The following is a 12,458-nucleotide window of genomic DNA, read 5'->3' as shown; positions in this document are numbered from 1 at the left end:
ACCGGGCCGACGCGGAGCGGGCCCGGGCGCTGGCCGCCTTGCGCGAAGCCAAGCGCGGCTCGGCCCGCACCCTCGCGGCCCAGGCCGAACTCGCGGCCGACCGCAGCGAGTTCCGGCAGGCGCTCTCCGTGGCGGCCCTGGCCGGGGAGACCGAGCGCGACGTGCTCGAGCCCGGCGAGAAGAGCGCCAGCCACCCGGCGCTCCTGAAGGCGCTCGCCGACCATCGTGAGGTGCTGCACATCGACCGCCCAAAGGGGGGCGGCCACACCATCCCGCACGACTTCCTGGGCAACGACACCCTGGTCTACGCCGACATGCGGGCCGGCGTGATGGCGGCCGAGCTTCCCTCCGGCAAGACGCGCCAGCTCTTCAGGCTGCCAGAGGACGTGCTGCCGCTCCACCTGCGGGCGGTGCCGTCCATGGGGCTTGTCGTGATGACGAGCGTGAAGAACGTCTTCGTGGTGGAGGTCGCGACCGGCGCGCTCAAGGCGCAGATCGGCTTCACCGACCGGATCAGCGCGCTTGATGTCGACGAGGCGAGCCGAACGGTGGTGATCGGCACCGCGGGCGCGGTCAGCTTCATCGACCTGGCGAACCCGGCCAAGGGCGACCTCGTGCCGGTGCCGGAGCCGCGCGAGGGCTATTTCGTGGGCCAGCTCCGCTTCCAGGGCAGCCGCAAGGTCCTGGTCGGCTACGGTGCCGCCATTCTGCCCTTCGACCGTGACGCGGGCGCCTTCGGAGCGGCGCTACCAGTGGAACTGACGGCGGAAGCGGCCGGGTTCGACCGCGCCCTCGCCGATGCTGTCGCCGCGCAGGGGCTGGTGGTCCTGGTCGAGATGAATCCCGACCTGGCCCGAAACCGCCTTCTGCTGAACTCGAGCCTGCATTTGCAGGCGGTGCGGCCCGACGGAAGCCGCTTCGACTACCCGCGCGAGACGCAGGACACCGTGCTCGGCGTCGGCTTCACCGGGCCGGACCGCGGCGGCGATGTTCTGTCCATCTACGGGCGGCGCGTCGAGACCGGGATCGACATGCGGGTGGCCTACATGTCGGACGAGAAGCAGCTGGTTCTGGATGCCTTCCGGATCTCGGCCTCCGATCTCGGCAACGAGCAACTGCAGAGCTGCAAGATCACCCGCGACACGTTCTTTGTCGCGTGCAGCTACAGGGGCAAGGCGAGCCAGGGCCTGTTCGTGTGGCACGTGCTGGGCGGCAAGCACCGGGGAGCGCGCGTCGCCAAGGCGTTTGGCAATCACATGTCGGCGGTGGGCCTGCCCGGAGAGGCGCCGCGCCTGCTGCATGGGGGCCGCCGCGGCCTCTTCGTGCTGCCCGGCGACGGCCAGGTTCAAGGGGCGGTGTGGGACGAGAGCTGGCGCCTGTTCGCCCCGCGCGGCCGCTACATCCCGGCGGTCGGCTCCGGCAAGGTTCAGGTGCTTCGCGCCGAGGAGAACGGCTCGGTTCGGGTCGCGCTGCCGCCGGTGGACGGCTTCGGGGTCGCGATCGTGCCGCAGGCGGAGCGCGCCCTGGTGGCCACCCTGGACCGGCTGGTCGTCTTCGACCTGACAACCGGCCGCCAGCTCTGGTCCGTGCCGGGCCTCGCGGGCCTGCGCGACGCGTCCATCGATCCGGAGGGCGGCCGCGTGGTGGCCGTGATGCCGGACGGGGTGCTTGTGTTCGACGGCCGCACGGGCCGCCTCTCGGGATCGCAGCCCATCGCGGCGGCCCCGCAGACCCCGGTGGCGATCGAGGACGGGACCCGCCTCGTGGCCTTCGTGGGGGCGGACGGGCCGCAGATCCTGGATCTCGGCAGCGGCACGCTCATGCCGGTCCGGACCGGCCGCAAGCAGCCGGTCACGTCGCTGACCTTCGCGTCGGGCCAGGACCGGCTGGTGGTGGCCCTGGAGGACGGCACCGTGGAGGCCTTCACGGCCAAGGGCGAGCCGGTCTGGGCCGTGTCGCCCCCCTCCGAAAAGAGCTTTGAGGCCTCTGCCATCCCGGGCGAGAAGCCGCGCGGCACCGTGCTCCAGCTCGCTGTCTCGCCCGGCGGACGGCTCGCGATGGTGCGGCAGGACATGCTGACCCTCGACCTCCACGATGTCGCGACCGGCCAGTTCCTGACCCAGCTCACCCCGCCCTGGATGGCCGGTGTGCCGGGCGCCGTGTCCTTCGATGCGGCAGACCGGGTGGCTACGGCCTGGAGCCTGCACTCGCTCGCCCGGCAGACGCCGAGCGCCGTCTCGCTGCACGCGCTGCCGCTGGGGCGCGACGAGGCTCTTGCGGCCGTTCAGGCCACCCTCGCGGCGGGCCAGGCGCGCGCGCCAGACGGGTCCCTGCGAACCCCCGAGCAGCCGAACTCGAATTAGGGATTGCGATGCTGCGCCTCTGGGGATCGAAGCCGACGGAGCTGGCGCTCGGCCAGGAGTTCCGGCTCCGCAATGCCGGCGCCACCGGCATCGTCGGCCAGAAGCTCGGGGAGGGCGGCCAGGGCGCGGTCTACCTGTGCGATGTGGGGGGACGTCAGCTCGCGCTGAAATGGTACCACCCGCATGTGATCCAGATCGACGGGACGCTCCGGGCCCGGATCGAGCGGCTGATTTCCGAGGAGCCGCCGGACAAGCGCTTCCTGTTCCCGATCGACCTCGCGACCATCGCCGACCGCGCTGAGTTCGGCTACGTCATGCCGGTCGTCAGCGGCGACCGCCGGCCGTTCAGCGACATCCAGGAGGCCGGGCCGAAGCGTCTCGTGCTGTCGCTCGAGACCTGGGCGACGGTCTGCTACGAGATCGCCGAGTCCTTCCAGAACCTGCACACGCGAGGGCTCTGCTACCAGGACATCAATTTCGGCGGCTTCTTCATCGACCCGATCCGGGGCGGCGTGCTGATCTGCGACCCGGACAACATCACGGTCGAGGGGCTGCTCGGGGGGGTGCTCGGGGCGCGCGGCTTCATGGCGCCGGAGGTGGTGCGCGGCGAGGCGATCCCGTCCTCGCGCACCGATCTCTATTCCATGGCCGTCCTGTTCTTCTGGGCCCTGTTCGGGTGGCATCCGCTGCACGGGCGCCAGCATGCGGCCATCGGCGCCCGGACGGCCGAGACGCTGACCGCCTTCTACAAGACCCTGCCGGCCTTCATCTTCGACCCTGCCGACGACTCGAACAGGCCGCCCGGCGACGACCCGTTCTTTGTCTGGCTGGGCGCACGCTGGGCCGCCATGCCGGCGGGCTTGCGCGACCTCTTCACCCGCAGTTTCACGCGCGGCATTCGGGATCCGGACGAGCGGGTGGTCGAACTCGAGTGGCGGGCCGCCATGGCGCGGCTGCGCGACGCGGTGGCGCGCTGCCCGGCCTGCTCCTTCGAGGTGCCGCTCGAGCCCGCCGCTCCCGGGGCCAGCCAGCCCACCTGCTCGTCCTGCGGGGCGGCCGTGGCGCGCCCGATCCGCATGACCCTCGGCCGCTACCTCGTGCCCATGCTGCCGACGCGCCAGCTCTTTGCCCACCATGTCGACGGCACGGCCGCGATCACCCTGCGGGACTCGGTCGCGACCGTGGACGTCCACCCGACCGACGAGGCCATCGTCGGGCTCCGTAATCTCACGCCGGCCCCCTGGCAGGGCCGCACCGGCGATGGCAAGGCCGTGGTGGTGGTGCCGGGCCGCACCATCCGCATCGTGGACGGGCTCGGGATCGATTTCGGCCGACGCGAAGGCCTGGTGGCGGCGGCCGACCAAGCCAGCAAGTCCGCCGCATGACCCTCGACGGGGCCGTGGGCGGCATCAGCGTGCGGGGGGCCTCCCACGTCCGGGCCAACATGCCGAACCAGGACGCGGTGGGCCATGCGCGCGACGCCGGATGGACCTTTCTGGCCGTGGCCGATGGCCATGGCTCCTCGCGCCACTACCGAAGCGACCGGGGGGCGGTGTTCGCCGTCGACACCGCGATCGAGCTCCTGCGCGCGGTCGCGCGGGCTCAGCCCCCCGCCGAACTCGGCCGGGCCCTGCCGACGCTGGCTCGCGATCTCGTCTCGGGCTGGCGCGAGAGGGTGGAGGAGGACATCCGCCGCGAGCCGGTGCGGGAGCGGCCCGGTTTCGACAGCCATGCCGTCTACGGATCCACGTGTGTTGCGGCGGCCATCGGCCCTGGCGTGGCCCTGTTCGTGCAGATCGGCGACGGCGACCTCCTGGCCTCGGGACCGGCCGGCGAGGTGGACCGGGCCATCCCGCAGGATCCGCATCTGGTCGGACCGGGCACCTACTCGCTCTGCCAGCCCGATGCGAGCGACCGCGTCCACCTGCGGCTGTTCGCGGCTCCCCACCCCCTGAGCCAGCCGGATTTCGTGCTCGCGTCCACCGACGGGCTGTCGAAATCCTATCCTGAGGACGCGCAGTTCCTGGCCGTGGTGCGGCACGTCCGGGAGAGCCTTCGCAGCACCGCGCTGCCGGCGCTGCTCGGTCAGCTCGAACCCTGGCTGGCCGAGGTTTCAAGCCGGGGCAGCCAGGACGACACGACGATCGCGGTTTTCTCTGTGGCCTGATCCGGATCAACTTATCGGGAAAGCAAAGAAGATGGTTAAAACAGCGCCGTTTGCTTTCTTCAATCTTGCCAAGAAGCTTGACCTTATGGCACGTCGAACGTGAGTGGCGGTCGCACTTCGCGACCTCGTCCCGAGCGTCCCAGCAACTCTTCAGGGTGATCGACGATCACCCAAGACCCACCCAACGAGGACCGATCGATGGCCGAGATGCCGCCCCTCCCGCAGCAGCCCTACCGGGACGACGTGTCCGGAACGGAGCTGATGCCGTTCCGCTCCAAGAAGATCAGCATCCTGCGCAGCCGGGCGCTGATCCCGCTCGTCGCAACAGGGCTCACCTGCGTCCTCCTCTTCACGATCATGGGGTCCGTCAAATCGGGCCAGGACGTCATGATGTACATGAACGTGCTGGCCACGTTCCTGGTCTTCTCCATGTTTGCTGGCCTTTATTTCTATATGGGCGAGCGCAAGAACATGCTCTGGTACCTGGTGCCGTTCGCCATCACGGCGTTCCAGCTCTGGTTTCTGCTGCAACCCTACTTCTTCGTGTTCCGGAAGCTTCTGCCCGGTGACATCGCGGCAACGGGCTTCGTGTCCGCCTTTATCGGCATGTTCTTTGGTGCCGGCCTCATGGAGGAACTCCTGAAGGCGGTGCCGGCCCTGCTCGGCCTCGCTCTGGCGCTGCACCTGCGCAAGCGCGCGACGCCCGGCCATCCCGTGCTCCGCAACCTCGCGCTGGACGGACCCGTGGACGGCGTTTTGGTGGGGGCCGCCGCGGGCGCGTGCTTCATCCTGATCGAGACGCTGCAGCAATACGTGCCGAACACCATCGGCGAGGTGATGCGCAACACCAAGGGCGATCAGGGGCTGTCGCTGCTGCTCGGCATGATGCTGCTCCTGCCCCGTGTCCTGAACGGAATCATCGGGCACATGGCCTGGGCCGGCATCTTCGGCTACTTCATCGGTCTCGCCGTCAGCCACCCGCGCGCCATCTGGAAGCTCCTGGCCATCGGCTGGCTGCTTCCGTCCGTGCTGCACGGGTTCTGGAACTCGTCGTCCCATCTGCTGGGCGGGGCCGGAGCCTACGTGTCCGGAGCGCTGTCGCTGTTCTTCTTCATCGCCTGCGTGCTGAAGGCGAAGCAGCTCGAAGTGTCGCGGCTGGGCGGGCCCATCGACGGCCATTCGGTGCTGGCCGTGACCGCGCCGTCGCTGGGCGCGCCCGCCGCCCCCGGCGGCGTGGTTCCGCCGAAGGCGCCCGGCCTGGCCGGCGTTTTCACCGGGCTCGCCACCATGGCCGAGAAGGTCGTGGGGTTCACGGCCCGCACCACCGTGCCGAACCCGGGCGCCGTCCCGCCGGCGGGTCCCGTCGCCCTGCCGGAGAGCGGGCTGTCGATCGGCGCCGGGGCCGTCCGTTACGCGCTCGCTCCCAACCAGGCGATCGACTTCACCACCCTGTTCGGCGCCGCCGGCGTGCCTCCCGGCTGCGCGGGCTTGATCACCGGCGCGACCGGCCCGGGCTACGACATCCGCAACACGGGCCAGGTGACCTGGGCCGTCACCACCCCGGATGGCGCCACGAGCTCGGTCCCGCCCGGCGGCAGCGTGCGGGCCACGTCGGGCACGCGGCTGATGCTCGGCAACGCCACGATCGACATCCAGGCCTTCTGACCATCGGGTGCCGGCTTCGGCCGGCACCCGCCCCCGAGCGGCGGCGCAGCCCCGGCCGCCTCGGCCTCTTGGAGCGAGGACGCGCCGATGTCACAGGTTCCGGCCTTGCCGCCGCCCCGGCCCGGGGACGTCGCCCCGACCCTGTCGGAGATGATCCCGTTCGGCTCGCGCAAGATCAGCATTTGGCGGTCCACGGCGCTGATGCCGCTCGTCCTGGTGGCCGTGACCTCGGTGGTGCTGTTCAACCTCCCGCGCAAGACGGCCGCCGACTTCACCCTGTACATGAACGTCGTGGCGGCCTCGACGCTGCTGTTCACCTTCCTGCTGCTCTACATCTATGGCGGCGAGCGCAAGAACCCGCTCTGGTACGCGATCCCGGCCGTCGTGACCGTGCTGCAGCTCGACCTCGTCCTCGGCCCCTACATCTGGTTCTTCCGCAAGGTCCTGCCCGGGGATCTGGACGGCAACACCTTCGTGACGAGCTTTGTCGGCATGTTCTTCGGAGCCGGCCTGATGGAGGAGATCATGAAGGGCGTGCCCCTGTTGATCGGCCTCGCCGTGGCGCTGTGGCTGCGTCGAACCGGTTCGCCGGGCGGGGTTCTGAGCCGCGGCATCGCGGTCCAGGGGCCGATGGACGGCCTGCTGATGGGCGCGGCCGCGGGCGCCGGCTTCATCATGATCGAGACCATGACCATGTACGTGCCCCGCACGGTCAAGGCGTTCAAGGACCCCGAAATGGGGCTGCTCGTCGGCATGAGCCTGATGATCCCGCGGGTCATCAAGGGCGTGATCGGGCACATGGCCTATGCGGGCATCTTCGGATACTTCATCGGCCTTGCGGCGACCCATAGCCGCCACGCGGTGCGGCTCGTCCTGATCGGGCTTCTCCTCTCGGCCACCCTGCACGCCTTCTGGAACTCGGCCTCCGACCTCCACCCCACCTACGGTCCCTACCTCTCGGCGGCCCTGATCACCTTCGTGTTCTTCGGCTGCCTGCTCAAGGCGCGCCAGCTCGAAGCTTCCCGGCTCGGCGGCTATATCGACGGCCGCTCGATCCTGGCGCTGTCGCCGCAATACCGGGCCGAGGCGGCCATGCCCGGCATCGTGCCGCCTCCGGCCGGCGGCCTCGTCGGCGTCTTCACGGGCGTCACGACGCTGATCGAGAAGAGCGTCGGCACCGAGGCGAAGACCACGGTTCCGGCTGCCGGCCCGGCGGCCGTGCCGGAGAGCGGGCTGGCGATCGGCATCGGCGAGCGTCGCTATGCGCTGGCCCCGGGCCAGCCCGTCGACTTCTCGGCCCTGTTCGGAGCCGAGGGCGTGCCGGCGGGCTGTTCGGGCCTGATCGGGGCGGCGCCGGACGGCGCCTTCCACATCCGCAACGTCGGCACGGCGACCTGGGCCGTGTTCGGGCCGGACGGCGCCGCCGAGACGGTGGCGCCCGGCCGCGACGCCGCGGTCGGGGCTGGAACCCGCATCGTCCTCGGCGACGCCTCGGTGGCAGTCGACGGCTACTGAACCCGGTCCTGGGGGGCGGACCGCCCGTCCGGCGGCCGCGCCCCCGGAGCCGCCCCAGGGAGGACGAGGCATGGTCGAACCCCCACTCCCGCCAATGCGCGCCTCCGACGGACTGACGCGGTCGGAGCTTCTTCCCCTCGGATCGAGCCGGATCAACATCCTGCGCAGCCGGGCGCTGCTGCCCTTCGTGCTCACGGCCGCCACCTGCGTGGCCCTGTTCTCGACCTACTTTCAGACCAAGAAGTTCGACGCCACGCTCTACATGAGCATCCTGGCGACGTTTTTCGTCCTGATCACCTTCCTGGCGCTCTATCTGTTCTCGGGGGAACGGAAAAGCGTCTTTGCCTACATCTGGCCCGCCGCGCTGACGGTGCTGCAGCTCGCCTTTGTGTTCCAGCTCTATTTTTACCTGACGCGAACGTACTTGCCGGGTGACACGGAGAGTGCGGCCAAGACCTTTTCGGCGCAGTTCGTGGCCAATGTCTTCGGGCCCGGGTTGTCGGAGGAGTTCCTGAAGGCGGGCGCGCTGTTTGTCGGATTGCTCGTCGCGGCCTGGCTGCGGCGCTCCGGGCGCCCCGGCAACCGCCTGACTCGCGTCTTCGCACTGGAGGGCCCCATCGACGGCATGCTGATGGGGGCGGCCGCGGGCGGCGCCTTCATCCTGATCGAGACGCTGCTGCAATACGTGCCGGATACCGTGCGGTCCGGCTCGAGCGCGGCCGCCGGCGCCGCCTCCGGCCTGATGCTGCTGATCCCGCGGGTGCTGAACGGCCTTGTCGGCCACATGGCCTATTCGGCCGTGTTCGGATACTTCGCCGGCCTCGCGGTCAGCCACCCGCGCGCGACGTTCCGCCTCCTGCTGCTCGGCTGGACCCTGGCCGCGCTGCTGCACGGCTTCTGGAACGCCTCGCCCTACCTTCACCTCACCTGGGGGCTCGCGGCCTCGGCCGCTCTGACCGGGATCGTGTTCTTCTCCTGCTTCACGAAGGCCCGGCAGCTCGAAGCCTCCCGGCTCGGCCTGCCGGTGGACGGCCGCTCCATCCTGGCGCTCACGCCGCGGGTTGCGACGGGGGCGCGTGTCCCGGCCGGGACGCCGCCGCCACACCAGGGCGGCCTTGGCGAGGCCGTGTCGGCGCTGGCGACGGCGCTGGAGCGGAGCGTCGGCGTGCGGGCCCGCACCACGGTGCCGCCCGGCCCCCCGGTCCTGGTCGGGCCTGACGTGCCGCCGAGCGGGCTCACCATCGGGGCGGGCGACGACATCCGCTATGCCCTGGCGCCCGGGCGGCCGATCGACTTTTCGTCCCTGTTCGCCTTTGCCGGCGTGCCGTCCGGCTGCTCCGGCATGGTGGAGGCGGGCCCGGACGGCGCGCTGTCGATCCGCAACACCGGCCCGGCCACCTGGGCCGTCAGCCGCCCGGACGGATCCGCCGGCACCGTCGCGCCGAACGCGGCGGTCGGGCCGCTGCAGAGCGGGATGAAGCTCGTCCTCGGCCATGCCATGATCGACCTGCAGGCGTATTGACCGGATGGGGGACGGCGGACCACGCATGGCTGACATCGTCGACAGGGGCGCGGGCGCGGGCCGGCGGCTGCACGTGCTGTTCCTGGTGGACGGCTCCGGCTCCATGCTGGGGGAGCGCATGGGCGCGCTGAACTGGGCGGCCAAGACGGCCATTCCGGCCATGCGCGACTGCGCGGCCGAGCATCCCGGAGTCGAGGTGCTGGTCCGGGTGTGCCGCTTCGCCGACGAGGTCAGCTGGCCCGTCGCCGCGCCGGCTCCGGTCGAGAGCTTTGTCTGGGCCAATCTCGCGGCGGGCGGGGAGACCCGCCTGGGCGCCGCGCTTGCGGAAGTGGCCTCGGCCCTCGCCGCCACCGAAGCGGCCGAGGGCCCCGGGCTGCCGCCGGTGATCATCCTCCTGTCGGACGGCATGCCGAGCGACGACACGGCGGCGGGCCTCGCTGCCCTCGACGCCACGGAGCCCGGCCGCCGCGCCATCCGGATCCCGATCGCGATCGGCCCGGACGCCGATCTCGAATGGCTGCAGCGCTTCGTCGGCGCGCCGTCGCCGAAGCCGCTGCGGGCCGACAGCGCCGCCAGCCTGGTCCGGCGCATGTGCTGGGCCGCGACCGTGCCGCTCGGGCTCGCGAGCGCGACCGGGACGGGACCCAAGGCGGAGGGCCCGCCCCCAGGCGGCGCGCCCGCCGAACCGGAGGACAATCTTCTATGGTAGCGCTCCGATGACGGCTGATGTGCTGGCCGGCCACGCGGTGGTGATGGGCGACAGCCGCTTCGCGTCCCGGCTTGCTCGGCAGGCGGCGGCGACCGGCCCCGTCGTGCATGCCGGGGCCGAGCCGCTCTCCGGAGAGAGCAGCCCCGGCGGCGCCATCCGGGAGATTCAGCCGCTGCGCGATCCCGAGACGCTGCTGGCCGAAGCCGCTGCGGCGCGGGCGCGCCTCGTCGTGATCGACGTGGCCGAGGACGCCGCCGCGATCGGCCTCCTGGCGGCCCTGGCGGCTATGCCCGGGGAGAGCCGGCCCGAGATCGTGGCCCATATCCGCGATCCGGGCCTGCGCCGGGCGGTCGACGACAACCTGGTGGCCGCCGGGCTCGCGCCCCGCCCGCACCTCGTCAGCACGGCCTCGCTCGCGGCCGAACGGGCCGTGGCCGCCATGCGGCCGTGGTCGCTCGCCGAGGAGCGCGGGCAGACGCGCGTCCACGCCGTCGTCCTCGGCTTCTCGACGCTCGGCCGCGCGTGTTTCGAGGACCTCCTCGTGGCCGGCATCGCCGGCGAGTTCGGCAAGCCGCTCTTGACCGTGCTGGATCGCGATCCGGACGCCGTGCGGGGGTTGATCCAGCGCGACATGCCGGAGATCGAGGTCTCGGCCGAAATCCGCATCGCGGCCTATGACCCGCTGACGCTCACGGCGCCCGACGGTCCGCTCGCGGCCGCGGCCGCGGCCGCTCCGATCACGCTGATCTGCATCGCCCTCGAGGACCAGAGCGCCGCCCTCTCGGCGATGACCGCCATCGCTCGGCTGCAGGAGCAGGACGGCGACGCGGTGGCGGCCGGCCTGGTTGTCACGGAGAACCACACCGCCACGCTCGACCTCGCCAAGCCGGCCGGGCGGCCGCGCGATCCCGCCCGGTCCTGGAGCGTGTTCGGCGGCATCGACCAGGATGCAGACATCCTCGACCTCGTGACCCGCCGGGCTGACCTCCTGGCCGAGCGGATCCACGACGTCTACTGCGCCGAGTTCGGCGGCGCGGGCGCTGCGAGCCAGCCCTGGCCGCGGCTTCGCGAAACCTATCGGCGGGCGAATCGACGGGCCGCCGCGCACCTGCCGGTGAAGCTCTGGACGCTCGGCCTGCGCGAGCCGGGCCGCTCCGCCGACCCGTTCGCGGTGGATCCGCATTCCTACGAGAACGTCATCAAGCCCTGCGCGGCCAGCGCCTCAGAGGATGCGCTGCTGCGCCGGCTGTCGCGCATCGAGCATGACCGCTGGTGCGCCGAGCGGCGCCTCGACGGGTGGCGCTTCGGGGACGTGCGCGACGATTCCCGCCGCATCCATCCGAAGCTCGTGCCCTTCGACGATCCGCGCTTCACCGATCTCGACATCGAAAAGGATGCCGGGCAGGTCCGCTTCCTGTTCGGCCATGTGGTCACCCCGGCGCCGGACGGCGCGGTGTCGCCGCTGGTGATCGGCATCGCCGCACAAGCCGGCGCCTCGGGCGGGATCGCGGTTCCGGCGGCGCTGAGCCTGTGCAGCAAGGAGCCGTGGCGGCCCATCGTGGTCGTCTCGGCCCTGCTCGACGGCACCGAGTGCCGCCTGCTCGCGCACCTGGCCGCGGAGCTCGACCGGGCGAACCAGACCTGGCGCCTGCTCGTGCCCGAGATCTCCCGCGACAACCGCGAGCTTCGGGTCGTGACCGGGCCGGGCGAGGAGGCGTTGCTGGCGAGCTTTCTTGGCCGGCCGAGCACCCGCTTTGCGGCCATCGGGGGCGCCCTTGCGCCGGCGGATCTGTGGGCGGATCCGAGTGCGCCCGATCCGCATGCCGAGCGGATCCTCGCCTACATCACCGCGCGGGCTTCCGCGATCGTGGCCGGGGCCGAGCCCGCATCGGCGCCGCTCGCCGATGCGGCTGGCTGAGCCGGGGGGGCAGCGCCCGGCCCGGCTTCGATCAGGGCCCAGAGGCTGGGGCCGTCCAGCTCCCGCACGAGCGGGCCGGACACGTCGCCCGAAGCCGCGAACCCGTCCAGGATCCGGGCCCGGCCGGGCGCGGCCGGGTCGATCCAGACCACACCGACGCCGCGCTCCAGCGCCTCGCGCACAACCGTCGCGGTGCCGCCTGGCCCCTCGGCCGGCCGGCCGTTCCAGACGGCCACGAGGAGGTCCGCCTCGCCGACCAGGAAGGGGCCGAGCAGCCCGTATTGCAGGCTTCGCTCGGGGCCTTCGGAGGCATGCTGGCCGCCGATGGCGGGCAGTTCCGTGACGGACCCGGCGCGGAGCAGCAGCTCCCTGAACTCGCGGAGCGACGGGCCGTCGTGCTCTCCAGCGGCCAGGAAATCGCGTTCGTAATCGGCTCGCGGCATCGGCAGCACGACCGCGAGCGCCCAACCCGGCGGCGCGGCCTGCGCGGCTATGCGGTCCGCCCCTTCCGCAAGCGGGCTCAGGAGGCGGACGGGCGGTCCGGGGGAGCGGAGCCGCTCCTTCCGCGAGCGGGCCGCGCCATCGATCGCCCGGAGGGT

The 12,458-nt window shown here is 71.6% G+C and carries 9 protein-coding genes; 8 read left to right on the top strand and 1 reads right to left on the bottom strand.

Going from position 1 to position 12,458, the window contains the following annotated elements:
* From JWR86_RS00965 to JWR86_RS00930, 8 genes are all read left to right on the top strand, one after another.
* The coding region (locus JWR86_RS00965) for a PQQ-binding-like beta-propeller repeat protein (protein WP_299559436.1) at positions 1-2,363 on the top strand (2,363 nt) is incomplete at its 5' end.
* 8 nt (positions 2,364-2,371) lie between these two features.
* Complete coding sequence (locus JWR86_RS00960) at positions 2,372-3,748, top strand: serine/threonine-protein kinase (protein WP_299559433.1); 1,377 nt, start codon at positions 2,372-2,374, stop codon at positions 3,746-3,748.
* Complete coding sequence (locus JWR86_RS00955; RefSeq protein WP_299559430.1) at positions 3,745-4,530, top strand: PP2C family serine/threonine-protein phosphatase; 786 nt, start codon at positions 3,745-3,747, stop codon at positions 4,528-4,530. Before JWR86_RS00960 ends, JWR86_RS00955 begins: the two co-directional genes overlap by 4 nt.
* A 198-nt stretch (positions 4,531-4,728) precedes the next feature.
* On the top strand, positions 4,729-6,195 hold the full coding sequence (locus JWR86_RS00950) for a PrsW family glutamic-type intramembrane protease (RefSeq protein ID WP_299559427.1): 1,467 nt from the start codon (positions 4,729-4,731) through the stop codon (positions 6,193-6,195).
* Positions 6,196-6,282: 87 nt separating this feature from the next.
* Positions 6,283-7,710 (top strand): PrsW family intramembrane metalloprotease, encoded by a 1,428-nt coding sequence (locus JWR86_RS00945; protein ID WP_299559424.1) that lies wholly within the window; start codon positions 6,283-6,285, stop codon positions 7,708-7,710.
* A 70-nt stretch (positions 7,711-7,780) separates the two neighbouring features.
* Positions 7,781-9,232 carry a PrsW family glutamic-type intramembrane protease gene (locus JWR86_RS00940; protein WP_299559421.1) on the top strand — a complete coding sequence of 484 codons (1,452 nt, stop codon included), beginning with the start codon at positions 7,781-7,783 and terminating at the stop codon, positions 9,230-9,232.
* Positions 9,233-9,257: 25 nt separating this feature from the next.
* Complete coding sequence (locus JWR86_RS00935) at positions 9,258-9,941, top strand: VWA domain-containing protein (RefSeq protein ID WP_299559418.1); 684 nt, start codon at positions 9,258-9,260, stop codon at positions 9,939-9,941.
* 7 nt (positions 9,942-9,948) lie between these two features.
* Positions 9,949-11,859: a RyR domain-containing protein gene (locus JWR86_RS00930; protein ID WP_299559415.1), complete on the top strand. Its 1,911-nt coding sequence runs from the start codon at positions 9,949-9,951 to the stop codon at positions 11,857-11,859.
* On the opposite strand, the gene JWR86_RS00925 is transcribed toward JWR86_RS00930, so the two are convergent.
* Positions 11,781-12,458: hypothetical protein (locus JWR86_RS00925; RefSeq protein ID WP_299559412.1), on the bottom strand; the 678-nt coding region annotated here is incomplete at its 5' end. The two genes, JWR86_RS00930 and JWR86_RS00925, sit on opposite strands and share 79 nt — an antisense overlap.

Origin of the sequence: Enterovirga sp., from assembly GCF_028290205.1 — a bacterium.
In the GTDB taxonomy this organism is placed as follows: Bacteria; Pseudomonadota; Alphaproteobacteria; order Rhizobiales; family Beijerinckiaceae; genus Enterovirga.
The sequence above is the reverse complement of the archived record's forward strand: the minus strand, read 5'-3'. Positions and strand labels throughout refer to the sequence as shown.